The organism is Pseudoxanthomonas yeongjuensis, assembly GCF_010093345.1.
Taxonomy (GTDB): Bacteria; Pseudomonadota; Gammaproteobacteria; order Xanthomonadales; family Xanthomonadaceae; genus Pseudoxanthomonas_A; species Pseudoxanthomonas_A yeongjuensis.
This window is the reverse complement of record NZ_PDWT01000004.1, coordinates 46689-69266: the sequence shown is the minus strand read 5'-3', so window position 1 is coordinate 69266 and position 22578 is coordinate 46689. Positions and strand designations below refer to the sequence as shown.

At 65.2% G+C, this 22578-nt stretch carries 22 protein-coding genes; 10 read left to right on the top strand and 12 right to left on the bottom strand.

The features are described from left to right. Positions 1 to 4: 4 nt before the first annotated feature. From CSC74_RS12270 to CSC74_RS12255, 4 genes are all read right to left on the bottom strand, one after another. A complete protein-coding gene (locus tag CSC74_RS12270) occupies positions 5 to 526 on the bottom strand; it encodes a hypothetical protein (protein ID WP_162314771.1) in 522 nt (173 codons plus the stop codon). A gap of 68 nt (positions 527 to 594) precedes the next feature. After that, entirely contained in the window at positions 595 to 1536 is a 942-nt protein-coding gene (locus tag CSC74_RS12265; RefSeq protein WP_162314770.1) for an electron transfer flavoprotein subunit alpha/FixB family protein, read from the bottom strand. A gap of 79 nt (positions 1537 to 1615) precedes the next feature. After that, positions 1616 to 2362, bottom strand: coding sequence for an electron transfer flavoprotein subunit beta/FixA family protein (locus CSC74_RS12260; protein WP_162314769.1), 747 nt, complete (start codon positions 2360 to 2362; stop codon positions 1616 to 1618). Positions 2363 to 2472: 110 nt separating this feature from the next. Then, positions 2473 to 3375: an ATP-grasp domain-containing protein gene (locus tag CSC74_RS12255; RefSeq protein WP_162314768.1), complete on the bottom strand. Its 903-nt coding sequence runs from the start codon at positions 3373 to 3375 to the stop codon at positions 2473 to 2475. Between the two features lie 113 nt (positions 3376 to 3488). Here CSC74_RS12255 and CSC74_RS12250 point away from each other — a divergent pair, with 113 nt between their 5' ends. The 3 genes from CSC74_RS12250 (at position 3489) to CSC74_RS12240 (ending at position 7349) form a co-directional block, all read left to right on the top strand. Then, positions 3489 to 4250 carry a CoA transferase subunit A gene (locus tag CSC74_RS12250; RefSeq protein WP_162314914.1) on the top strand — a complete coding sequence of 254 codons (762 nt, stop codon included), beginning with the start codon at positions 3489 to 3491 and terminating at the stop codon, positions 4248 to 4250. Further along, positions 4250 to 4885: a CoA transferase subunit B gene (locus CSC74_RS12245; RefSeq protein WP_162314767.1), complete on the top strand. Its 636-nt coding sequence runs from the start codon at positions 4250 to 4252 to the stop codon at positions 4883 to 4885. Before CSC74_RS12250 ends, CSC74_RS12245 begins: the two co-directional genes overlap by 1 nt. 133 nt (positions 4886 to 5018) lie before the next feature. Beyond that, the gene (locus tag CSC74_RS12240; protein WP_162314766.1) at positions 5019 to 7349 is read left to right on the top strand and encodes an FG-GAP-like repeat-containing protein; all 2331 of its coding nucleotides are present in this window, start codon (positions 5019 to 5021) and stop codon (positions 7347 to 7349) included. A gap of 110 nt (positions 7350 to 7459) precedes the next feature. On the opposite strand, the gene CSC74_RS12235 is transcribed toward CSC74_RS12240, so the two are convergent. Further along, the gene (locus CSC74_RS12235; protein ID WP_162314765.1) at positions 7460 to 9100 is read right to left on the bottom strand and encodes an electron transfer flavoprotein-ubiquinone oxidoreductase; all 1641 of its coding nucleotides are present in this window, start codon (positions 9098 to 9100) and stop codon (positions 7460 to 7462) included. Between the two features lie 80 nt (positions 9101 to 9180). On the opposite strand from CSC74_RS12235, the gene CSC74_RS12230 reads away from it, so the two are divergent. Then, a complete protein-coding gene (locus CSC74_RS12230) occupies positions 9181 to 9792 on the top strand; it encodes an alpha-ketoglutarate-dependent dioxygenase AlkB family protein (RefSeq protein WP_162314764.1) in 612 nt (203 codons plus the stop codon). An 81-nt stretch (positions 9793 to 9873) separates the two neighbouring features. Here the strand turns inward: CSC74_RS12230 and CSC74_RS12225 are convergent, their stop codons facing one another. The 4 genes from CSC74_RS12225 to CSC74_RS12210 form a co-directional block, all read right to left on the bottom strand. Further along, entirely contained in the window at positions 9874 to 10506 is a 633-nt protein-coding gene (locus CSC74_RS12225) for an ABC-type transport auxiliary lipoprotein family protein (RefSeq protein ID WP_211369634.1), read from the bottom strand. A 5-nt stretch (positions 10507 to 10511) separates the two neighbouring features. Further along, complete coding sequence (locus CSC74_RS12220; RefSeq protein WP_162314762.1) at positions 10512 to 11438, bottom strand: MlaD family protein; 927 nt, start codon at positions 11436 to 11438, stop codon at positions 10512 to 10514. A gap of 3 nt (positions 11439 to 11441) precedes the next feature. Continuing rightward, a complete protein-coding gene (locus CSC74_RS12215; RefSeq protein ID WP_162314761.1) occupies positions 11442 to 12284 on the bottom strand; it encodes an ABC transporter ATP-binding protein in 843 nt (280 codons plus the stop codon). A 164-nt stretch (positions 12285 to 12448) separates the two neighbouring features. After that, entirely contained in the window at positions 12449 to 13564 is a 1116-nt protein-coding gene (locus CSC74_RS12210; protein WP_162314760.1) for an ABC transporter permease, read from the bottom strand. Positions 13565 to 13671: 107 nt separating this feature from the next. Between CSC74_RS12210 and CSC74_RS12205 the strand changes: the two genes are divergently transcribed. Continuing rightward, a complete protein-coding gene (locus CSC74_RS12205) occupies positions 13672 to 14928 on the top strand; it encodes a threonine/serine exporter family protein (RefSeq protein ID WP_162314759.1) in 1257 nt (418 codons plus the stop codon). Positions 14929 to 15126: 198 nt separating this feature from the next. Here the strand turns inward: CSC74_RS12205 and CSC74_RS12200 are convergent, their stop codons facing one another. The 3 genes from CSC74_RS12200 to CSC74_RS12190 form a co-directional block, all read right to left on the bottom strand. Then, positions 15127 to 16821, bottom strand: a complete 1695-nt coding sequence (locus CSC74_RS12200; protein ID WP_162314758.1) for a proline--tRNA ligase — start codon at positions 16819 to 16821, stop codon at positions 15127 to 15129. 66 nt (positions 16822 to 16887) lie between these two features. Continuing rightward, entirely contained in the window at positions 16888 to 17166 is a 279-nt protein-coding gene (locus CSC74_RS12195; protein WP_162314757.1) for a DUF4124 domain-containing protein, read from the bottom strand. A gap of 3 nt (positions 17167 to 17169) precedes the next feature. Further along, entirely contained in the window at positions 17170 to 17580 is a 411-nt protein-coding gene (locus CSC74_RS12190; RefSeq protein WP_162314756.1) for a DUF4124 domain-containing protein, read from the bottom strand. A gap of 98 nt (positions 17581 to 17678) precedes the next feature. Between CSC74_RS12190 and pssA the strand changes: the two genes are divergently transcribed. From pssA to pyk, 5 genes are all read left to right on the top strand, one after another. Then, the gene (gene pssA / locus CSC74_RS12185) at positions 17679 to 18458 is read left to right on the top strand and encodes a CDP-diacylglycerol--serine O-phosphatidyltransferase (RefSeq protein ID WP_162314755.1); all 780 of its coding nucleotides are present in this window, start codon (positions 17679 to 17681) and stop codon (positions 18456 to 18458) included. Beyond that, positions 18455 to 18892, top strand: coding sequence for an alanine acetyltransferase (locus tag CSC74_RS12180; RefSeq protein ID WP_246193210.1), 438 nt, complete (start codon positions 18455 to 18457; stop codon positions 18890 to 18892). The genes pssA and CSC74_RS12180 overlap by 4 nt, the downstream gene beginning before the upstream one ends. Before the next feature lie 50 nt (positions 18893 to 18942). After that, positions 18943 to 19398: a ribosomal protein S18-alanine N-acetyltransferase gene (gene rimI, locus CSC74_RS12175; protein ID WP_246193227.1), complete on the top strand. Its 456-nt coding sequence runs from the start codon at positions 18943 to 18945 to the stop codon at positions 19396 to 19398. A gap of 145 nt (positions 19399 to 19543) precedes the next feature. Further along, positions 19544 to 20734: a phosphoglycerate kinase gene (locus CSC74_RS12170; protein WP_162314752.1), complete on the top strand. Its 1191-nt coding sequence runs from the start codon at positions 19544 to 19546 to the stop codon at positions 20732 to 20734. Positions 20735 to 20980: 246 nt separating this feature from the next. After that, positions 20981 to 22447: a pyruvate kinase gene (gene pyk / locus CSC74_RS12165; RefSeq protein WP_162314751.1), complete on the top strand. Its 1467-nt coding sequence runs from the start codon at positions 20981 to 20983 to the stop codon at positions 22445 to 22447. Positions 22448 to 22578: the final 131 nt, after the last annotated feature.

Sequence of the window (22578 nt, the reverse complement as noted above, 5' to 3'; positions counted from 1 at the left end):
GGGCTCAGCCGCCCTGGTTTGTATTGCCGGCCGGTGGCGGCGCGGTCTTCTTTGCCGGCGACGGCGGATTGAACTGAGGTGGCGGGAGGTCAAAGGCCACCTCGCCCTTGATGACGTACTCATCCGTACCAGACTGGGCGGTAGGTTCGAGCAGAACATGCGCCATGCCGTAGCCCTTCTTCGCGTAGCGGCTATGGGTTCCCCCTTCTTTGCCAGGCTTGACATCGTGGAACGCGAAGCCTGCGGCAAGCATGGACTGCTTGATGCTTGCGTCGATTTCGGCAGGGGTTCCTTCGCTGTACTGGAACACCACGCGATGACGGATCATCTTTCTCACGTTGAGGTAGTAGTAATCCGATGCGAGCTTGTTGGGAAACGTCAGTGCGATGGACTCGGGCAGCACCTGGCCCGCGGTGGGCACTGCTGCGGGTTCGGAAGATTTTGCGAACGTGTCCTTGGGAGTGGCGCGTTCTCCGCAGCCGACGAGTGCGATCGAAATCATCAGGATTGTTGCGGGAAGTTTCATGGCGGGGCCTCTTTCTGGAGTTCTGCAGCGGCGGAATAAACGGGAAAAGGAAAGTCTGGGCATTGCAATCAGGCGAGTGCGGCTTCCAGCTCCGGCAGCAGCTTGAACAGATCCCCCACCAGGCCGATGTCGGCGATCTCGAAGATAGGCGCTTCCGCATCCTTGTTGATCGCGACGATGGTGCCGGCGTCCTTGATCCCGGTCAGGTGCTGGATGGCGCCTGAAATGCCGATGGCGACATAAAGTTCCGGCGCGATGATCTTGCCGGTCTGTCCGACCTGCATCTCGTTGGGGCAGTAGCCGGCGTCGACCGCCGCGCGCGAGGCGCCCACGGCTGCACCGAGCCTGTCGGCGAACGCATAGATGATCTTGAAGTTTTCTTCCGAGCCGACGCCGCGGCCGCCGGAGACCACGCGCCTGGCGCTCTGCAGGTCGGGACGATCGGACTTGCCGGCGGCCAGGCCGATGAAGCGGGTGTGGCCCGGCAATGCGGTTTCCACCGTGGCAACTTCGATCGTCGCGCTGCCGCCCTTGGCCGCTTCCGGCCAGGAGGCGGCGCGCACGGTGGCGACCACCACGTGATCGGCCGGGGCTTCGACGGTGATGATGGCGTTGCCGGCGTAGATCGGACGCTTGAAGGTGTGGCTGCCTTCCACCGCCATCACGTCCGAGACCTGGGCGGTGCCGAGCAGCGCGGCGACGCAGGGCATCAGGTCCTTGCCGAAGGTGGTCGAGGGACCGAACACATGCGTATAGCCGTCCGCCAGTTTGGCGATCTGCGGAGCCAGCACCTGGGCCAGGGCATGCGCGTTGGCGGCATTGGCCACGGTCAACACCTTGGCGACGCCGGCGATCTGCGCGGCTTCGGCCGCGATCGCGGCGGGATCGGCGGCCAGCACGGCGATATCGATGGAGTCGGGTTGCAATGCCAAGGCGGCACTGACGGTCTTGGCGGTGGCGGCGTTGAGCTTGCCGTCCAGGTGTTCGGCGATGACGAGGACTTTGGACATGAAGGTTGACTCCTGTTGGCGTAGCGCCGGGCTTGCCCGGCGGCTTTGTCATGTGGGAAGCAGCGGAGCAAGCTCCGCTCTACAGCAGGCCCTTGGCCTTGAGTGCGGCGACCAGTTCGGCCGCATCCTTGACCATCACGCCCTTGCCGCGCTTGGCGGGGGCGGCGTAATGGGTGGTCTTGAGGGTGTCGCCGCTGTCCACGCCCAGGTCGGCGAAGGCGACGCTTTCCAGCGGTTTGCTCTTGGCCTTCATGATGTCCGGCAGCTTGATGAAGCGCGGCTCGTTGAGGCGCAGGTCGGTGGTGACCACGGCCGGCAGGTCCACTTCCAGGGTTTCCAGGCCGGCGTCGACTTCGCGGGTCACCGTGGCCTTGCCGTCGGCGATCTCGAGCTTGCTTGCGAAGGTCGCCTGTGGCCGGCCCCACAACGTGGCCAGCATCTGCCCGGTCTGGCTGGAATCGTCGTCGATCGCCTGTTTGCCCAGGATCACCAGGTCGGGCTGTTCCTTTTCCACTAGCTTCAGCAGCGTGCGGGCGGCGGTCAGCGGCTGGATCGGGCCGTCGACGACCACGTGTATGGCCCGATTGGCACCCATGGCCAGGCCGTTGCGCAGGTGCGCCTGGGCATCGGCCGGGGCGATGGTGGCGACGATGACCTCGGTGGCGATGCCCTTGTCGCGCAGGCGCAGGGCCTCTTCCAGCGCGATCTCGTCGAAGGGGTTGGCCGAAAGCTTGACGCCCTCGGTGACCACGCCGGAACCATCCGGCTTGACCTGGACGCGGACGTTGTAGTCCACCACGCGCTTGTAGGCGACGAGAATCTTCATCCTGTGGGGGTTCCTGGGTGCTGGAGGAATGGCCCGGCGAGACGGATGGCTGGCCGAGGTCAGGAGGGGGATTTTACCGGCGGAAGGGAGGTCGTGCGAGTACGCGGGGATCAGCAGTCGAGCCGCTGGGCGAGGGCAGCCGCGAATCGGTCGGCGCTGCCGGGTGCCTGGGCGAAGAAAAGCGAGGGCTCGGTAAGTTCCAGTTCCAGCAGGGTGGGAAGACCCTGGTCGTCGCGGACAATGTCGATGCGGGCGTAGGGCAGCGGTCGCTCGAGTTGCAGTTGCCGCGCAACGGCCGACAGGGCGAGTTCCGCAAGCGCCCGTTCGTCTGGATCCGCGTCGCGCGGAGTGATGTCGCCCATGGCTAAGGGCGCTTCGGTGGCAGGTTGTTCGGGAGGCAACAGCGCGCCTTTGCGGATCGCGTGGCTGAACTGGCCGTTGAAATAAACCAGGGCGGTTTCGCCTGCATTGTCGACCGAGCGCAGGTAGGGCTGCAGCATCACGCTCCTGGCCTGTTCCAGCAACCGGGCGATGTGGTTGCTGGCAGCGAATTCCTGCGTCCGTGCATAGCGCTGGGTGTCGCGCGCTCCTGCGCTGATCGCTGGCTTGACCACGAACTCCGCGGCGGGCTGCTCCAGTAGAAAGGCCTGCAGGGCCTGCAGGGGTTCGGCTTCCGGTTCCACGAAAATGGTCGGAACGACAGCTACACCGGCGGAAGCGAGGTCGGAAAGATAGTGCTTGTCGGTGTTCCAGCGCACCACCGGCAGGGGGTTCAACAGCTGCGCGGATTGCTCCACGCGATCGCACCAGCCCAGGAATTCCCCCAGACGCTCGGTGTAATCCCACGGCGAACGCAGCAGTGCCGCATCAAAGCGCCGCCAGCTGATGGTGGCGTCGTCCCAGGCAACGGCGCGCGCCTGCAGGCCGGCCCGGGCGCAAGCCTGCAGCAGTGGAACAAGGTCGTCGTCGTGGCCAGTGGCGGCCACCGCGGTGACGAGAGCGAGGTTCTTCATGGCCGCAGTTTAAGTGAGCAGGCTGGTCTGCATGTGGGTATTGGTCGAAAGTACCTGCGTGTGCCTGCGGCGACTGGTTAAAATGATGAACACTTCACGAAATGGATACGGTCATGGTCGATGCGGTCGCCTCCCTGCCAACAGGCAGTGGATCCAGGAGCAAGCTCTATCCAAGCGCCACTACGGCCCTGCAAGGCGTCGTCGCCAATGATCAGGTCGTGGCTGTTGGCGGCTTCGGCCTGTGCGGCATTCCCGAGGCCCTGATCGCGGCCTTGCGCGACAGCGGGGTCACTGGGCTTACCGCCATTTCCAACAACGCCGGCGTGGACGGCTTCGGCCTGGGCCAGCTGCTGACTACCCGTCAGATCCGCAAGATGATTTCGTCCTATGTGGGCGAGAACAAGGAATTCGAGCGTCAGTATCTGTCGGGCGAACTCGAGCTCGAATTCAATCCGCAAGGCACCCTGGCCGAGCGCCTGCGCGCCGGCGGCGCCGGGATCCCGGCCTTCTTCACCCGTACCGGCTACGGCACCATCGTCGCCGAAGGCAAGGAGACGCGCGAATTCGATGGTCATCACTACGTGATGGAAACCGCGTTGAAGGCCGATGTCTCGCTGGTCAAGGCATGGAAGGCAGACACCGCCGGCAACCTCATCTACCGCAAGACCGCGCGCAACTTCAATCCGGCCGTGGCCACCGCGGGCAAGGTCTGCATCGCCGAAGCGGAGATCATCGTCGAGCTCGGCGAACTGGACCCCGACCAGATCCACACCCCCGGCATCTACGTGGACCGGCTGGTCCACAACCCGCATCCCGAGAAGCGCATCGAGAACCGCACCGTAAGTGCGGCCGCAACCAATGGAGGAGCACGCTGATGGCCTGGACCCGTGACGAGATGGCGCAGCGCGCCGCCCGCGAACTGACCGATGGCGCCTACGTGAACCTGGGTATCGGCCTGCCGACCCTGGTCGCCAATTACATACCCGAGGGTATGGATGTGTGGCTGCAGTCCGAAAACGGTTTGCTGGGCATCGGTCCTTTTCCGACCGAGGAGGAACTCGACGCCGACCTGATCAACGCCGGCAAGCAGACCGTGACCGCCCGCAAGGGTGCCAGTTACTTCGGCAGCCATGACTCCTTCGCCATGATCCGCGGCGGCCATATCGACCTGGCCGTGCTGGGCGCCATGCAGGTCACCGACCGGGGCGACCTGGCCAACTGGATGGTCCCGGGCAAGATGGTCAAGGGCATGGGCGGGGCCATGGACCTGGTCGCCGGGGTCAAGCGCATCGTGGTGCTGATGGAGCACGTGGCCAAGGACGGAAGCCACAAGATCCTGCCGCAATGCGATCTGCCCCTGACCGGGGTGGGGGTGGTCAACCGGATCATCACCGACCTGGCGGTGTTCGACGTGACCCGGGGGGGATTGGTATTGGTTCAGATGGCAGATGGGGTCACGCAAGAGGAGCTGCAGCGCAAAACCGGTGTTCCTATCGTAAAAGCCTCCTGAATCGGGGGCAACTGCACTAATTGTGAGGGGTGTTCCGGAACCGCAGGACGTGACTGATACTGGCCTTTCCTTTGCTAAGCTGCGTTAAAGTATGCGACTGCATTTCTATTTATCCCCTGCTTTAGGAATTCTTATGAAGAACCGACTGGGCGTACTCGCTCTCGCGGCCTTGCTCGCTGCATGCACCGGGCAGAGCAACAAGACTGTTGCTGACGGCCCGAAGGCACATGACGCTCAATCAGGGGGATTGAGTAGCGGCGCCCTACAGGCATTGTCCAAGGATGCACACCGTGCGTTTGCGAACGCTCCGGATAGGGGGGCGTTGCTTACTTATACGAAACAAGCTGCGATCAAACAGCATGGAGCGTATACCCTCTTACCCGTTCAACTGAGCGAAGAGCACGCCATTCGCGGGGTCGTTACCGGACTTATGACGGTCCCAGCCCCCGATGGTAGCAACATCAAGATCCGTTACGACCGGACCGAAGAAGGCATTGACGGCAACTGGTCCTGGATTGGCAGCGTGGTCGGGGGCGACGCGGGCCAGAAAGCGATCATTACCTTCGGCGAAAACGCGGTTTCCGGAACCATTCCCCAGGCGGTGGGGCCGGCGCTTAGTTTGAAGACGGAAAATGGCGTGGCCTATATGGTCCAAGCCGACGCATCCCGGCTGAAAAAAGTCTATCGCGCAGGTGGCGATATCAAAGTCCGTGCCCTCGCCGGCGCGCAAGATAGTTCCAGCGAGGCTTTGGTCGCGGCTGCGAAAACGAAGGCCGTCGCGCTTGCCAATGCCGATGTTTCTAGCAAAGCATTCTCCGCAGCTAACACCATTGACCTCGTCGTAGGTTATTCGAACGGATTCGTCAGCGCCAACAGCGGCGCATCCGGCGCGGCAACACGCATCAGCGAGTTGGTGGCGATCTCGAATCAGGCGCTCCTGGACAGCAAGGTCAACGCGCGTATCCGCGTGGTATCGGCAATCCAAGTCAATTATGCCGACAATACCGACAACGGCATCGCGCTCGATCAGCTCACCGGCAACGATGGTAACGGCCCGGTCACCGTTCCGGCTGCGCTTGCGCCGCTACGCGCGGCTCGAGACGAGAAAGGCGCCGATCTAGTGACCTTGATCCGCGATTTCCAGCCTGAGAATCAGGGGTGCGGCATTGCCTGGCTGCTAGGCGCGAACGGCGCTCCCATTACTGCTGCCGACGACGCGCCGTTCGGATATTCCGTCGTAAGCGACGGTAATTACCTGGACACCAACAACTATTTTTGCGAAAACATTTCGCTTATTCATGAGATTGCGCACAACATGGGTGAAGCCCATGACATCGCCAACGCGGGTGGGATATCGGGTCGCTTCCCCTATTCGTACGGGTACAAGACTACTGCGGCGGCAGGCAATTTCTTTACCGTGATGGCTTACGGCGACGACAACCAGGCCATCTACCGCGTGTTCTCGAACCCGAACATAACGATCTGCGGCGGATTCGCCTGCGGTATCGCGAATCAGGCAGACAACGCGCGCAGTCTGAACCAGACAGTCCCGATCATCGCGACATTCCGCGCCACCGTTGTGCCTATCGGTGGCGCGGTCAGCGATTTCAACGGCGATGGCGTGTCGGACATCCTGTGGCGCAACTTAAGCAGTGGGCGTAGCACGATCTGGAAATCGGCCAACAGCACCACCGAGCAAGGCGTGGCGACCTTGAGCGACTTGACCTGGAAGATGGTGGGATCCGGCGATTTCGACGGCGATGGAATTACGGACATCCTCTGGCGCAATTCCTCGACCGGCCGTAATTCGATCTGGAAATCCGGAAATTCCACAAAGCTACAAGCTGTTGCCACCGTCGCCGATCTCACCTGGACAGTGGCAGGCGTCGGCGATTTCAACAAGGATGGCAAGGCGGACATCGTCTGGCGCAACATCAAGACTGGTCGTAATTCGATCTGGTTGTCCGGGAATACGGCGACCCAGCGTCGTGTCGCGACACTGTCGAATCTAAGCTACAAGATTGTTGGCATTGGCGATTTCAACGGAGATGGAATAGCAGATATCCTTTGGCGGAACACCGCCAATGGACGCAATTCGGTCTGGAAATCCGGGCTCAACACCTCACTGATCGGCATGACCACAGTGACGGACCAGCGGTGGACTGTCGTTGGGGTCGGTGATTTTGACGGCGATGGCAAGTCCGATGTGCTGTGGCGCCATACCGTAAGCGGCGCAAATTCCATCTGGAAATCTGCCAACTCCCGCACGCCACAGTTGGTGGCCTCGGTTACCGATCAACGCTGGAAAGTGGCGGCGATAGGCGACTACAGTGGTGATGGCCAATCAGACATTTTGTGGCGCCACTCGCTGACCGGCGCCAACACTATCTGGAGGTCGGGCCTTGTAGCGAACCCGCAGACGGTAACTGCGGTCACGAATCTCGACTACGCGGTACAGAAATAGTTTGGGCGAACCACTGGCGGATGGGAGTTAACTCCCATCCGCGCACCTATGCTGTTGCTCCATCGGCACGGTCGCCTGTATTCGGCCGACCGATCCGTATCCCGAGACAGTCAAAGATTCTGGTAATTCGGCCCCGAGCCGCCCTCCGGCGTGACCCAGGTGATGATCTCGTAGGGATCCTTGATGTCGCAGGTCTTGCAGTGGACGCAGTTGGCCGCGTTGATCTGCAGGCGTTTCCCGGCCTCATCCGACACGATCTCGTAGACGTTGGCCGGGCAGAAGCGGGTGCAGGGGTTGTCGTATTCCTCGGTGCATTTCGTGATGCAGATCGAGGTGTCGGCGACCTTCAGGTGCACCGGCTGGTCCTCGTCGTGTTCGGTGGCGGCGTAGTACACGGCCTGCAGCCGGTCGCGCGGGGCCAGGGTGCGTTGCACGTAGTCGCGTTTCGGTGTTTCGTGCGCGCCGAGCTTGTCCAGCGACGACCAGTCCGGCTTCACCTTCAGCGTCCATGGCGACAGGCCGGCGGTCACGGTTTCCCATGCCGCATTGAGCATGCCGAACCACAAGCCTTTCTTGAAGCCGGGCTTGATGTTGCGGACCTGGCGCAGTTCCTTCATCGCATCGGAAGCGCGCAGCCTTGCGTCGAAACCGGCCGGGTCCAGCACGCCCTGTTGCTGTAGCGATTGGGCCAGGTGTTCGGCGGCCAGCATGCCGCTGCGGATCGCCTGGTGGGTGCCCTTGATCTTGGGCACGTTGAGCAGGCCGGCGGTGTCGCCGATCAGCAGCGCGCCCGGCATTTCCACCTTGGGCAGCGACTGCCAGCCGCCGGTGACGATGGCGCGTGCGCCGGCGGAAAGGATGGTGCCGCCTTCCAGCAACGGCGCGATCAGCGGGTGGTTCTTCCATTGCTGGAAGGCTTCCCACGGCTTGTATTCCGGATCCTGGTAATCCAGTCCGCTGACGTAGCCGAGCGCGATCTGGTTGTTGTCCAAGTGGTACAGGAAGCTGCCGCCGTAGATCCTGTTGTCGGCCGGCCAGCCCAGCGTATGCACGATCTTGCCTGGCGACACGCGGCCTTCGGGCACCTGCCACAGTTCCTTGATGCCGATCGAATACGCCTGCGGGTCGCTGTCCTGGTCCAATTCGAACTGCTTGACCAGGCGCTTGGTCAGGTGGCCGCGCGCGCCTTCGGCCAGCACCGTGACCTTGGCGTGGATGTCGATGCCGGCGGTGTAGCCGGGCTTGTGCGAACCATCCCTGGCCACGCCCATGTCGCCGATGCGCACGCCGATGACTTTTCCAGCGTCATCGTGCAAGGTCTCGGCGGCGGCGAAGCCGGGATAGATCTCCACCCCCAGCGCTTCGGCCTGCGGCGCCAGCCACGCGCACATCGCGCCGAGGCTGACGATGAAGTTGCCCTTGTTGTGCATTCCCGGCGGCACCAGCGGGAACTTGCGTCCGCCGGTCTTGCTGAAATGCCAGAACTCGTCTTCCTTCGCCGCCACGCAGATCGGCGGCGGCGACTCGCGCCAGCCGGGCAACAGCGCGTCCAGCGGGCCGGGTTCGATCACTGCGCCGGACAGGATGTGCGCGCCGATGGTGCTGGACTTCTCGATCACGCAGACCGTGAGTTCCGGATTGAGCTGTTTCAGGCGGATGGCGAACGAGAGGCCGGCCGGCCCCGCGCCGACGGTGACGACGTCGTACTCCATCACGTCGCGCTCCATGTGGGCTTGCTCGGCATCGGTCATCGGGAACTCCAGGGCTGGCTCTTGGCTCCAGTCATTTTCAGTGTTTGCGCAGCAAGGGGCAAATCCGCGAGCATGGCCGCATGACCGTACTGCGCTCCCTCGAGGCGAATAGTAGCGATAGCGCCCTGCATGGCGCGGAACTCCGGTTCGCGCCCGACTGGCTGACGAGGGCGGAAGCGGATGCTTTGCTGGTGTCGTTGCGCGAAGAAATCCCTTGGGAAACCCATCGCATCCGCCTGTTCGGACGCGAACTGGATTCGCCGCGGCTCAGTTGCTGGATCGGCGACGAAGGCGCGGCCTACAGTTATTCCGGCGCGCGTTTCCAGCCGCATCCTTGGCCAGCGGCGCTGCTTCCTGTCCGGCAGCGGCTCGCGAACGAACTGGATGGCGCATTCAACAGTGTCCTGGCCAATCGCTATCGCGATGGATGCGATTACATGGGCTGGCACAGCGATAACGAATCCGCACTGGGCGCGCATCCGCTGATCGCTTCGCTGAGCCTGGGAGCGGCGCGGCGTTTCGTGCTGAAACACCGGGGTGACCCATCGCGAAAACTGGAGCTGGAACTGCCGCATGGCAGCCTGCTGGTGATGGGGGGCGACACCCAGCGGAACTACAAACATGCCTTGCCGCGCACGGCCAAGCCGATCGGAGAAAGGATCAACCTCACGTTCCGCAGGATCGTGGCCTGATCGCAGCAGCGGCGAGGAAGGCCCGCGTAGGAGCGACGTGAGTCGCGGAAATGGAAAATGTCTTCGCGACTCACGTCGCTGCTACGGCTTGTTCCTCGTGTCCGCTTCACCGGTGGCAAGCACCCAGCCGGTGACTTCAGCGCCAAGTTTCCCCAGCGCCTGGTCGAAGGCGCTGGTCACCTGCGCCACTTCGGTTCCGCTGGAGGGCTGCACCTGCAGGAAGGTGCGCGAGGCGACGATGCGCTGGTCGCTGGCGTGCAGCAGCTTGGCGGTGAGTTCGATGGTGGCGGAAGGAATCGCGGCCCCGGCGTAGTCGGACTCGAAACGGCGCAGGTCCATGACCAGCTTGTAGTCGGCGCGGATGCCGCTGCCGTCGCGGGCGACGGCGGGAATCCGGCCCGAATCCTCCAATGCGCGGAGCACGATGGCTTCGACCAGGTCGGTGGAGGGCTGCGACCAGCTCGCGCCCTTGTACACCTGCAATTCGCCGGGCGCGGGGCGCACGGCGATGCGCGGGCTGTCGACCACGCGCGGGGCGGTGGGTTTGCCGACCGACAGTTGCCAGGCCACCGTGGGCCAGGATGGATCCGATGCGACCTGCGGCTGCGGCGCATAGATGGTGACCGGGTCGCGCTGTTCGCTGCCCAGGATCGAGCAGCCGGCCAGCGCGAGCAGTCCGACGATGGCGAGCGCACGAAGACGGAGGGAGCGCATGGATTTCATTTCGGTTCGAACTCCTTGGGTGCGTCGCGGCCCAGCAGGTAGCGCGCGGGATTGCCTTCGAGGCGGTCGCTGACCTGGCGCAGGTCGCGGATCAGCCGGCGCAGCTCGGACAGGGTGGGGCCCAACTGGCCCAGCCCTTCGTTGGCGAAGTTGTTGATGGCGGCGCGATTCTCGCCAAGGATCGAGTCGGCATTGCCGGCGGCCGAATCCAGCCGGGCCAGGGTGCTGTCCAGTTTCGCCAGCAGCGGCGGCAATTGCTTCACCAGGTTCTGGTCCAGTCGCTGCATGGTGCCGTTGGTGGTGTCCAGGGTCCGGTCCAGGTTGCGCGCCGCATCGCGCGCGCTGACCAGCAACGCCTGCAAGCCCTGGTCGCGGTCGGCCATCGAGCCGCTGACAGCTTCCAGATGCGCGAGGGTGGCGGTGATGCTGGCCACGTTCTTGTCGCTCAACACCTGGTCCAGGCGCTCGACGATGCGGTTCGCGGTATCGGAGATGTTCTGCAGGGCCGAAGGCGTGGTCTGGATCAACGGTGCGTCGCGGGTATCGACCGAAGTCAGTGCCGGCGCCTGCGGCGTGCCGCCGCTTAGCTGGATGATGGAGGGACCGGTCAGGCTGGTGATGGCCAGCTTGGCGCGGGTGTCGGTCTTGACCGGGGTGTCGGATTCCAGGCGGATCCGCGCGATCACCTGGCGCGGGTCGTTGGGCGCCAGCGACAGCTTGGTGATCGAACCGACCGCGATGCCGTTGTACTGCACCGGGCTGCCGACCGACAGGCCGGTCACGGCCTCGCGGAACACCACCTGGTAATCCTGCCAGCTGCGTTCGGACGAATACTTGGCCGCCCACAAGCCGAACAGCAGCAGCGCCGCGGCGATGATCAGGGTGAAGGCGCCGATGAGGACGTAGTTGGCTTTGGTTTCCATGACTCAGGACGCCTCTTGCTTGGTTCGTTCTTGCACGGTTCTTTCCTGGTAGGCATCGCGGCCATCGCGCGCGGCGCGCGCGCGCGGGCCGTGGAAATATTCCTGCACCCACGGATGATCGAGCTTCTCGACCTCGGCGATCGGTGCGGTGATAACCACCTTGCGGTCGGCCAGCACCGCGACCCGGTCGCAGATAGCGTACAGGGTGTCCAGGTCGTGGGTGATGAGGAACACGGTCAGGCCCAGCGCCTGCTGCAGGGTCCGGATCAGGCGGTCGAAGGCGGCCGCGCCGATCGGGTCCAGCCCGGCGGTGGGTTCGTCCAGGAACAGCAGCGGCGGATCCAGGGCCAGCGCGCGGGCCAGGCCGGCGCGCTTGCGCATGCCGCCGGACAGCTGCGAGGGCAATTTGTTCAAGGCATCGGCCGGCAATCCGGCCAGCTTCACCTTCAGCAGCGCCAGTTCGTAGCGCCAGCTGTCGGGCAGTTCGGAATGGTGCTCCTTCAGTGGCACCTGCACGTTCTCGCCCACGGTCAGCGACGAGAACAGCGCACCATCCTGGAACAACACGCCGGTGTTGCGCTCGATGTGCTGGCGATCCTGCGGGCGGGTCGAGCGCGCATCGGTACCCAGCACCTCGATCTGGCCGGCATCGGGAATGCGCAACCCAAGGATCGAGCGCATCAGCACCGACTTGCCGGTACCCGAGCCGCCGACCACGCCGAGGATCTCGCCCGGCACGACGTCCAGGTCCAGGCCTTCATGCACGGTCTGCTCGCCGAAGCGGTTGACGAGGCCGCGGACGGAAATGATTGGGGATGCGGCGGGGGCGTCGGTTTCGACAGACATCACGGGACGTTACCTGTCCGGCGCTGGGAAGCGGTAAAGGGTGAAGTCGGCGGCTGCGCCGCCTGCGAATGGCCGATGAAAAGCGGAAGCCGTACGCCTTTGCTCCCGCTTTCCCATTGGCAGCCCGCACAGCGGGCGACTTTACTATTCACCCTTCACCGCCCTCACCAATCCATCTTCATGAACCACAACGCCGCCAGCGCGTCGAGGATGATCACCAGCGAAATGGCCTGGACCACGCTGGAAGTGGTGCGTTCGCCCACCGATTGCGCGGTGCCTTCCACCTGCAGGCCTTCCAGGCAACCGATCAGGCCGATGATCAACGCGAATACCGGCGCCTTGGACATCCCGACCAGGAAATGCCGCACCTCCAGGGTTTCGTGCATGCGCGCCAGGTACATCTGCGGCGGGATGCCCAGGTCGAATGCGCCGACGGTGATGCCGCCGGCCAGGCCGGCCATCATCGCGATGAAGGTCAGCAGCGGCAGGGTGATCAGCAGGGCCAGCAGGCGCGGGATCACCAGCAGGTCGATCGGATCCAGGCCCAGGGTGCGGATCGCGTCGATCTCCTCGCGGCTCTGCATCGCGCCGATCTGCGCGGTGAAGGCGCTGGCGGTGCGTCCGGCCAGGACGATGGCGGTGAGCAGCACCGCGAACTCGCGCAAGAAGGCGATGCTGACCAGTTCCACCACGTAGATCTCGGCACCGAAGTCGCGCAGGATGGTCGAGCCGAGGAAGGCGATGACCGCGCCGACCAGGTACGACAGCAGGATCACCAGCGGCACCGCGTCCAGACCCACCTGCTCCATGTGGAAGACGGTGGCGGTCACCCGCAGGCGCCGCGGCTCGCGCAGGATGCGCAACATTTTCACCAGGTTCTCGCCGGTGAAGCTGACCAGGGCCATCATTTCCTTGCCGTTGTCCTGCACCCGGTAGCCGAGACGCGCCAGTGCGGCGGTGAAGCCGTAGTCGCGCTTCTTCTTCGGGCGATCGTCGGCGACGTCCTCGATGGTGGAAACCAGCGCCCGGTGTTCCTCGCGGAAGTGCAGGTCCTCCGCTGCGATGCCGTTGCGCATGGCGTGGCGCAGTAGCTGCAGCACGCCGGCCGAATCGATCCGGGCGATGCCGGTGGCATCGATGGCCTTGGCCGTGGCCGGCATTTCGCGCAGGCGCTCGGCGACCTGCAGCGCGGTCGCGATCGTCCATTGCCCGGCCAGCCGCACCCGTGCGGGATCGGCGTCGTCGGTATCGAAGCGGGGGCGGGCGTCTGTCTGGGTCATATCGCGCGTCCGGGAGCATACAGTCTATGCGGTGACCGGCTATGCCGTGACCGGGAATCGGCCCGATCATGGCACGCCACGAGCGGCGCAGGCCCTAAACTAATCCCATGCCGCAAGCCGCCAGCACCACGCCCACCACCTCCACTTATGCGCAACGCATCGCTTTCGTGTGCGAGATGGCCGGGCGCCTGCACACCTATGGCACCACCGCACAACGCCTGGAAGGAGCGGTGGTCGCCTTGGCGACGCGACTGGGACTGGCCTGCGAACCCTGGTCGAACCCCACCGGCCTGATCCTGAGTTTCAGCGATCCGGCACGACCGTTGGGCGCCAGCGATACCACCCGGGTGATCCGCCTGGCCCCTGGCGAGAACGACCTGTACAAACTGGGCGAATCCGATCGCATCGCCGAAGCGGTGGCGGACGGCGCGATGAGCATCGCCCAGGGCCACACCGCATTGCGCGCGCTGGACCGCAAGCCCAGCCTGCGCTGGCGGGTCACCCAGTTGCTGGCGTTCGCGCTGGCCTCGGGTGCGGTAGCCGGTCTCTGGCGCCTGCCGTGGCTGGACATCGCAACCGCTACCTTCATCGGCCTGCTGATCGGCGTGCAGTCGGTGTTGAACGAACGGCGTCCGCGGCTCAGGGAAGCCAGCGATGCGGTATCGGCGCTGATGGCGGGCATGGTCGCGGTGCTGGTCTCGAACCTGGTCCAGCCGCTCAACCTCAACAGCGTGATCATCGCCTCGCTGGTGGTGCTGCTGCCCGGCCTGACCCTGACCAATGCGGTCAACGAGCTCACCAGCGGACACCTGGTGTCGGGGACCGCGCGTTTCGCCGGGGCGATCACCACGATCCTGAAGCTGACCGTCGGCACGCTGATCGCCTTGACCCTGGCCCAACTGGTCGGCCTGTACCCGGAAGTGCGCGCGTCGCGGCCGCAGCCGGAATGGGTGGAATGGACTTCGCTGGTGCTGGTGGCCTACGCCTTCGCGGTGCTGTTCAAGGCGCATCGCCGCGATTACGTATGGGTGATGGCCGCGGCGATCTGCGGCTACGTGATCTCGCGATATGCGGGGCAGGCCTGGGGAAGCCCGGTCGGTATCTTCCTGTCCGCGCTGACGCTCACCGCCGCGGGCAACGCCTTCGCGCGCTGGGCCAACAAGCCGGGCGCGATCATCCGCGTGCCCGGGATCATCATGCTGGTGCCGGGCAGCAACAGCCTGCGCGGGGTGATGAGCCTGATGCAGCAGCAGGACGTGGTGGTGGGGAATTCGGCGTTGCTGGCGGTGATCAACATCGTGATGGCGCTGATCGCGGGACTGCTGTTCGGCAATTTGTTGCTGCCGGCGCGGAAGAATCTCTGACGGAACTTGATCTCAGCCTCCCCTCTTGCGCGTAGCGCAGGGGAGGATTGAGGAAAGGTTTTGCTCGTCATCTCGGCGAAGGCGGGGATCGCTCCTTGTCAAAAGCAAGAAAGAGCAAGGTCTGCGGCAGGTTTCGGCCGCTACAAAAGAAAACGCCGGCATTGCCGGCGTTTTCTTCACTCCATCAACGGCATGCAATCAGCCGATCAGTTTCGCCAGCAACTCCTCGCGCCCCAGGTTCTCCGCTTCGCTCGCGCGACGCGCCCGGTACTCGAACGTCCCAGCAGCCAGGCCGCGTTCGGAAATCACCACGCGGTGCGGGATGCCGATCAGTTCGATGTCGGCGAACATCTGGCCCGGGCGCAGGCCGCGGTCGTCGAGCACCGCATCGATGCCGGCGCCCTCCAGTTCGTCGAACAACTGCTGCGCGGCCGCGTTCACCGCCGCGTCGTTCTTCGGGTTGATGGTGCAGATCGCCACCGTCCACGGCGCCATCGGCTCCGGCCAGATGATGCCGGCGTCGTCGTGGTTCTGCTCGATCGCCGCCGCCACGATGCGCGAGACGCCGATGCCGTAGCAGCCCATCGACAGGGTCGTGGCCTTGCCGTTTTCGTCCAGCACGGTCGCATTCATCGCCTCGGCGTAGCTGCGGCCCAGTTGGAATACGTGGCCCACCTCTATCCCGCGCACGATACGCAGTTCGCCGCCGTCCTCGGCGCGGTCTCCTTCGACCACGTTGCGGATGTCGGCGATGGTTCCAGGCTCGGGCAGATCGCGGCCCCAGTTGACCCCGGCGATATGGAAACCGGCTTCATTGGCCCCGACCACGAAATCGGCCATCGCGGCTACTTCCCGGTCGGCGATCACGCGGATCGCGGACTTCGGCGCGAGCGGGCCGAGGAAACCGGGTTCGCTGCCCAGGTGTTCCAGGATTTCGGCCTCGCTGGCCATGCGGTAATCGGCCAGGCCCGCGACCTTGCGCAGCTTGATTTCGTTGACCGAGTGGTCGCCGCGGACCAGCGCCAGCACGAAACCTTCCTCGGTCATCGCCGCGATCGACTTGACCGTGGATTGCAGCGGAATGCCCAGTAACTCGGCGACTTCCTCGCAGGTCTTCTGCGTCGGCGTGTCGACCTTGCGCATGGCCTCGGTGGCGCCGGGACGTGCGCCGGGCAGCGCCGCCTGCGCTTTCTCCAGGTTGGCGGCGTAGTCGGAACCGGTGGAGAAGGCGATGGCGTCCTCGCCCGAGTCGGCCAGCACGTGGAACTCCTGCGAGGCGTCGCCGCCGATCGCGCCCGAGTCGGCCAGCACCGCGCGGAAGTCCAGGCCCAGGCGGGTGAAGATGCGGGTGTAGGTGGCGTGCATGTTGTTGTATTCGGCGACCAGGCCCTCATCGGTCAGGTGGAACGAATACGCATCCTTCATCAGGAATTCGCGCGCGCGCATGACCCCGAAACGCGGGCGGATCTCGTCGCGGAACTTGGTCTGGATCTGGTAGAAATTGACCGGCAGCTGCTTGTAGCTGGCCAGTTCCTGGCGGGCGAAGTCGGTGATCGCTTCTTCGGCGGTGGGGCCGTAGCAGTATTCGGCTTCCTTGCGGTCCTTGATCTTCAGCAGCTGGCCGCCGAACTTCTGCCAGCGCCCGGTCTCTTCCCACAACTCGCGCGGCTGGATCGTCGGCAGCAGCAGTTCGATGGCGCCGGCGCGGTCCATTTCCTCGCGGACCACCTTCTCCACCCTGCGCAGCACGCGCAGGCCCAACGGCGACCAGATGTACAGGCCGGTGGCCAGTTTGCGGATCATGCCGGCGCGCAGCATCAGCCGGTGGCTGACCAGCTCGGCGTCGGCGGGGGTTTCCTTGGTGGTGCGTAAATGGAATTGCGACAGGCGCATCGTGGGGTTTCGCAGCGTGGGGAACCGGCATTTTGCCAGCTACGGCGCCAACTTGCGGCCTTGCGCTCAGTCGCCGCGGTCGCCCTTGACCTCGATGGCGCGGTCGGGGGCGCGGTCGATGCGCTCGAAAGGCCGGTCCTTGGGCGGTTTGTCGGTGATCTGCAGGACCCCGGCGGCGTCGCGCCAGCGGTATAGCGAGGGCCGGGCCTCGCGGGCCAGTTCGGTCGCCGCCTGTTCGGCGCGTCGCTGTTTCGCCTCGGTTCTTGCCGCGGGCTCGCGCGACAGCCACCAGGCGATGCCCGCGCCCAGGACCAACCCGGCGATGATGGCCCAGGCCAGCCGCATGCTTCAGGCCGCGGGTTTGGGCGTGCAATAGGCCTTGATCGCGGCTTCGGCCAGTCCGCGCTGGTTGGCGCGGTCTTCGTCGTTGAGGGTCTTGTCCGGCTTGCCGTCGCCGTCGGTGTCCTGCTGCACGCCGGTGTTGCCGGCCAGTATCTGCAGGTTGAGCTTGGCGCTGGTGCATTGCGGATTTTCCACCGATTTGCCGACCGCCGTACTCTCGACCACCGGTGCGCCGCGATTGTCGATGCGACGGTCCTTGACCTGCTGGTCGGGTGGCGGGCTGTCGGCGTAATGGGTGACGCCCTTGGCGTCCTTCCATTGATAGATCTTGCCGGCCAGGGCGGTGGTGCAGGCGCTGGCCAGCACCAGCAGGGCGCAGGCGCGGATCAGGAGCAGGCGAGTGGACAGGGCGCGCATGGGCGGCCTCCAGGCAGGAAGATAGGGGATGCAGGCGATTGATTGCAGCACTGCCGAGCCGGGCTGGCAAGTCGCCTGGTTGGGATAAACTGCGACGCATGGACGAAAACAAGCAACCTCCGCGCTCGCGCACCATCTATTTGCTGCCCAACCTGTTCACCACGGCGGGCCTGTTCGCGGGGTTCTATTCGATCATCGCGGCGGCCAATGGCCAGTTCGTGCATGCGGCGGTGGCGGTGTTCATCGCTGCGCTGATGGATGGCATCGACGGTCGCGTGGCCCGGCTGACCGGCACCAGCACCGATTTCGGCGTGCAGTACGACTCGCTGGCCGACCTGGTCAGCTTCGGCATGGCCCCGGCCCTGGTGATGTACCACTGGGCGTTGTCGTACATGAAGTTCGACAGCGACGTGATGGGCAGGGTGGGCTGGGCGGTGGCGTTCCTGTACGCCGCCTGCGCGGCCTTGCGCCTGGCCCGCTTCAACACCCAGGTGGGAACGGTGGACAAGCGCTGGTTCATAGGCCTAGCCAGCCCGGCGGCGGCGGGGTTGATGATGTCCTTCGTCTGGGCCTTCGCCGATGGCGACCTGGGCTGGAGCGGCGAGCAATTGCGCTACGTGGCGCTGGGCGTGACCCTGGTGGCGGCCTTGCTGATGGTCAGTAGGATCCGCTTCTGGAGCTTCAAGGGCGGTGGCGCCAATGCGAACACGGCCATCCGGGTTCCGTTCTATGTGTTGCTGCTGGTGCCGGTGGTGATCGCGGTGCTGGCCATGGATCTGTCGCGCGCCTTGCTGGCCATCGGCGTGGTCTATGCGTTGTCGGGCCCGGTTTACTGGCTGTGGCGGCGCACCCGCAAGACGCCGGAGGCGGCAGCGTGAGCGAGCTGTGGTCATCGCAGCAGCACGAATGGCTGGCTGCGCTGGGCCACACCTTGTATGTGCAAGGGACCGCGGAAGCGCCCGTAGCGCGCGCGCTTGAACCCGTCGCCGCGAGCCGCGAGCCGGCGTCGCGCGAGCTTGCATCGCAAGAGCCCGCATCGCCCGCCCAGGCGCCTGCCCGCCATGCATCGAAGCCCGAATCCGCCGAAATCCGTGTCCGCGTCGCGGAACCCGCACCGCATCGCGCTGCGTCGCGGCTGCCGGACAAGCTCCATTTCGCCCTGATCCGCGCTTCCGGCTGCAATCCCAATGCCGAAGATGCCGCCGCGATCATGGCGCAATGGCCGCCCTCGCACGCGTTGCGCGGCAATCCCGCGGCCAAGCGCGCGCTGTGGCCGCAGCTGCGTGCGTTGCGAAGGAAGCCGTTGCCGTGAGCGCGGTGGCGGTCGACGCCGACGGATTCGCGGGCGCCAGCCTGCGTTCGATGCGCGAAAGCGACCTGGATACGATCCTGGCCATCGAGCAGCGCGCCTATCCGTTCCCGTGGACGCGCGGCATCTTCCGCGACTGCCTGGCCGCCGGTTATCCGGCATGGGTCCTGCAGGAACATGGCCTGTCCATCGGTTACGCCGTGATCAGCGTGGCCGCCGACGAGGCGCACATCCTCAACATCTGCATCGCTCCCGAGCGCCAGGGCCGCGGCCATGGCCGCCGGCTGTTGCGGATGCTGGTCAAGCTGGCGCGCGATCTCGGCGCCGCGCGCATTTTCCTGGAAGTGCGGCCCTCCAATCCTCCCGCGATCGCGCTTTACCACGACGAAGGTTTCAACGAGATCGGCCGCCGCCCGCGCTACTATCCGGCGCGCGACGGCCGCGAGGATGCGCTGGTGATGGCGATGGAGCTGGTCCACGAAGACATCGACAAGATGCCGCCGTTGTAGGAGCGGGCCTTGCCCGCGATGCTCTTGCGCGATGCACGACATAAAGCATCGCGGGCAAGGCCCGCTCCTACGACAGGGCCTGCGTTGCCGCGCGGCGCCCGAGCCCGGACAATGACGGTCCCGACCCGCTACGGAACGCCACGCCATGTCCATCCTCCGCATGACCGACCTCGATCTCGCCGGCAAGCGCGTGCTGATCCGGCAGGACCTCAACGTGCCGATCGAGCACGCCGAGGGACAACCGGGGCGGATCACTTCGGAACAGCGCATCACCGCCTCGTTGCCGACCCTGAAGCTGGCGCTGCAGAAAGGCGCCGCGGTCATGGTCACTTCGCACCTGGGCCGGCCGAAGGAAGGCGTGTGGAGCGAAGCTGATTCGCTGGCTCCGGTGGCCAGGCGTCTTGCGGAACTGCTCGGCATCGACGTGCCGCTGGTCAGGGACTGGGTGGACGGCGTCGAGGTCGCGCCCGGCCAGCTGGTATTGCTGGAAAACTGCCGCATGAACGTGGGCGAGGGCAAGGACGACGAAACCCTGTCGAAGAAGTACGCCGCGCTGTGCGACGTGTTCGTCATGGACGCCTTCGGCACGGCGCACCGCGCGCAGGCTTCCACCCACGGCGTCATCAGGTTCGCCAAACAGGCCGCCGGCGGCCCGCTGCTCATGGGCGAACTGGATGCGCTGGCCAAGGCGCTGGACCGGCCCGCGCACCCGCTGCTGGCGATCGTCGCCGGCAGCAAGGTCTCGACCAAGCTGGAACTGCTGTCCAACCTGGTCGGCAAGGTCGACCAGTTGATCGTCGGCGGCGGCATCGCCAATACCTTCATCGCCGCCGAAGGCCACGGCGTGGGCAAGTCGCTGGTGGAGATCGACCTGCTCGACACCGCGCGCAAGATCATCGCCGACGCCAGGGCGCGCGGTGCCGAGATCCCGGTGCCGACCGATGTCGTGGTCGCTTCCGAATTCAAGGCCGACACCGTCGCCACGGTCAAGGCGGTGGACGCGGTCGGCGCGGACGACATGATCCTGGACATCGGCCCGGACACCGCCGCGCGCTACGCACGGATGATCGCCGCCGCCGGCACCGTGGTCTGGAATGGGCCGGTCGGGGTGTTCGAGTTCGACGCCTTCGGCAAAGGCACCGAAACCCTGGCCCGCGCCATCGCCGCCTCGAAGGCCTTCTCCATCGCCGGCGGCGGCGACACCCTCGCGGCGGTGGACAAGTACGGCATCGCCGACGGCATCGGCTATATCTCCACCGGCGGCGGCGCGTTCCTGGAGTTCCTGGAAGGCAAGCCATTGCCGGCGGTCGTGGCCCTGCAGGAGCGCGGCGCGTAGGAGCGCCCCTTGGGCGCGATGCCTTTCGGTCGGATCGCGGAAGGGCATCGCGGGCAAGGCCCGCTCCTACGGCCCGACGCCCCTGCGGACTCATGCAAGATAAATAACCACTTAAATACCAATATGAAGCAATGAAGCGAACTATATCCTCGGGAATTTAGTCGCCACAGCCATTGCGGTAGCTAATGGCATCGTAGTGGTCTTCTGAGTGTGGTAGTTTCCCGATTCTCTAGAGGGGAGGCCTCCGTGACCGATCGCCAACGCCGTACCAAGATTCTCGCCACCCTCGGGCCCGCCACCGATCCACCCGGCGTGCTCGACGAACTGTTCCGCGCCGGGGTCAACGTGGTGCGCCTCAATTTCTCCCACGGCGATCCTTCCGCGCAGGCCAAGCGCGCCGCCGCGGTACGCGCCGCGGCGCAACGGGCGGGCGCCGAGGTCGGCATCCTCGCCGACCTGCCGGGGCCGAAGATCCGCATCGAGAAATTCGCCGAGGGCAAGGTCAGGCTGAAGATGGGCGACCGCTTCGACCTGGTCGCGAACGCCGACGCGCCGCTTGGGGATGCCTCTCAGGTCGGGGTCAGTTACCTCGGCCTTCCCGGCGACGTGCAACCCGGCGACGTGCTGTTGCTGGACGACGGCCTGATGCAACTGCGCGTGGAATCGGTGGAAGGCGAGCGCATCGTCAACACGGTACTCAACGACGGCATGCTGTCCGACCGCAAGGGCCTGAACAAGCAGGGCGGCGGCCTCTCCCTGGGCGCGCTGACCGAGCGCGACAAGGAGCTGATCGGGATCGTCGCCCAGATCGGCGTGGACTTCATCGCCGTGTCGTTCTGCCGCAACGCCGAGGACATGAACGAAGCGCGCCGCATCGCCCAGTCGCACGGTTGCGACGCGGCGCTGGTTTCCAAGATCGAACGCACCGAGGCGATCGAGAACCTGGCCGAGATCATCGACGCCAGCGACGTGGTCATGGTCGCGCGCGGCGACCTGGGCGTGGAGATCGGCGACGCCGAACTGCCCGGCTTGCAGAAGAAGATCATCCGCGAGTCGCTGGCGCGCAACAAAGTCGTCATCACCGCCACGCAGATGCTGCAGTCGATGGTCGAAAGTCCCATTCCCACGCGCGCCGAAGTGCTGGACGTGGCCAACTCGGTGATCGACGGCACCGATGCGGTGATGCTTTCGGCCGAGACCGCGGCGGGCGCCTATCCGGTCAAGGCGGTGGAAGCGATGGCGCGCATCTGCCTGGGCGCCGAGAAGCAGTTCGAGATCGATACCGATTTCGAAAAGGAACCACGCAACCTGCAGCGCGCCGACCAGGCCATCGCCATGGCCACCATGTTCCTGGCCGACCACATCGGCGTGCGCGCGATCGTAGCGATGACCGAATCCGGCGGCACCGCGCGCTTCCTGTCGCGGTTCCGTTCCAGCGCGCCGATCTACGCGTTCTCGCGCCATGACGGCGCGCGGCGCAGGATGGCGATGATCCGCGACGTGTTCCCGATCGCCTTCGACAGCCGCGGCCTGGCCCCGCGCGAGGCCGCGCGCGATGCGCTGCGGATCCTGCGCGACCGCAACCGGCTGGTGCCGGGCGATCGGGTCATCTTCACCAGCGGCGACCACATGGAGCAGCACGGCGCGACGAACACCTTGCGCCTGCTGCAGATCGGTGCGGATGGAAAAGCCGAAGGCCTCGGCGAACTGTAGGAGCGCCCCTTGGGCGCGATGCCTTTCGGTCGGATCGCGCAAAAGCATCGCGGGCGAGGTCCGCTCCTGCGGCGTGCATGGCGCTTGAAACCGGTTGCAGGCGCCCGGTGAAAGGAAGCCCGGCGGTGTCC

What these genes read in the sequence shown, in the direction of transcription:
- CSC74_RS12245 (WP_162314767.1), top strand. Translation starts at nt 4,250, where the DNA reads ATGGCCTGGACCCGTGACGAGATGGCGCAGCGCGCCGCCCGCGAACTG.
- CSC74_RS12255 (WP_162314768.1), bottom strand. Translation starts at nt 3,375, where the DNA reads ATGAAGAACCTCGCTCTCGTCACCGCGGTGGCCGCCACTGGCCACGAC.
- CSC74_RS12215 (WP_162314761.1), bottom strand. Translation starts at nt 12,284, where the DNA reads ATGTCTGTCGAAACCGACGCCCCCGCCGCATCCCCAATCATTTCCGTC.
- CSC74_RS12225 (WP_211369634.1), bottom strand. Translation starts at nt 10,506, where the DNA reads ATGCGCTCCCTCCGTCTTCGTGCGCTCGCCATCGTCGGACTGCTCGCG.
- CSC74_RS12270 (WP_162314771.1), bottom strand. Translation starts at nt 526, where the DNA reads ATGAAACTTCCCGCAACAATCCTGATGATTTCGATCGCACTCGTCGGC.
- CSC74_RS12230 (WP_162314764.1), top strand. Translation starts at nt 9,181, where the DNA reads ATGACCGTACTGCGCTCCCTCGAGGCGAATAGTAGCGATAGCGCCCTG.
- CSC74_RS12265 (WP_162314770.1), bottom strand. Translation starts at nt 1,536, where the DNA reads ATGTCCAAAGTCCTCGTCATCGCCGAACACCTGGACGGCAAGCTCAAC.
- CSC74_RS12210 (WP_162314760.1), bottom strand. Translation starts at nt 13,564, where the DNA reads ATGACCCAGACAGACGCCCGCCCCCGCTTCGATACCGACGACGCCGAT.
- CSC74_RS12200 (WP_162314758.1), bottom strand. Translation starts at nt 16,821, where the DNA reads ATGCGCCTGTCGCAATTCCATTTACGCACCACCAAGGAAACCCCCGCC.
- CSC74_RS12220 (WP_162314762.1), bottom strand. Translation starts at nt 11,438, where the DNA reads ATGGAAACCAAAGCCAACTACGTCCTCATCGGCGCCTTCACCCTGATC.
- CSC74_RS12235 (WP_162314765.1), bottom strand. Translation starts at nt 9,100, where the DNA reads ATGACCGATGCCGAGCAAGCCCACATGGAGCGCGACGTGATGGAGTAC.
- pssA (WP_162314755.1), top strand. Translation starts at nt 17,679, where the DNA reads ATGGACGAAAACAAGCAACCTCCGCGCTCGCGCACCATCTATTTGCTG.
- CSC74_RS12170 (WP_162314752.1), top strand. Translation starts at nt 19,544, where the DNA reads ATGTCCATCCTCCGCATGACCGACCTCGATCTCGCCGGCAAGCGCGTG.
- CSC74_RS12195 (WP_162314757.1), bottom strand. Translation starts at nt 17,166, where the DNA reads ATGCGGCTGGCCTGGGCCATCATCGCCGGGTTGGTCCTGGGCGCGGGC.
- CSC74_RS12240 (WP_162314766.1), top strand. Translation starts at nt 5,019, where the DNA reads ATGAAGAACCGACTGGGCGTACTCGCTCTCGCGGCCTTGCTCGCTGCA.
- CSC74_RS12205 (WP_162314759.1), top strand. Translation starts at nt 13,672, where the DNA reads ATGCCGCAAGCCGCCAGCACCACGCCCACCACCTCCACTTATGCGCAA.
- CSC74_RS12190 (WP_162314756.1), bottom strand. Translation starts at nt 17,580, where the DNA reads ATGCGCGCCCTGTCCACTCGCCTGCTCCTGATCCGCGCCTGCGCCCTG.
- CSC74_RS12250 (WP_162314914.1), top strand. Translation starts at nt 3,489, where the DNA reads ATGGTCGATGCGGTCGCCTCCCTGCCAACAGGCAGTGGATCCAGGAGC.
- CSC74_RS12260 (WP_162314769.1), bottom strand. Translation starts at nt 2,362, where the DNA reads ATGAAGATTCTCGTCGCCTACAAGCGCGTGGTGGACTACAACGTCCGC.
- rimI (WP_246193227.1), top strand. Translation starts at nt 18,943, where the DNA reads ATGCGCGAAAGCGACCTGGATACGATCCTGGCCATCGAGCAGCGCGCC.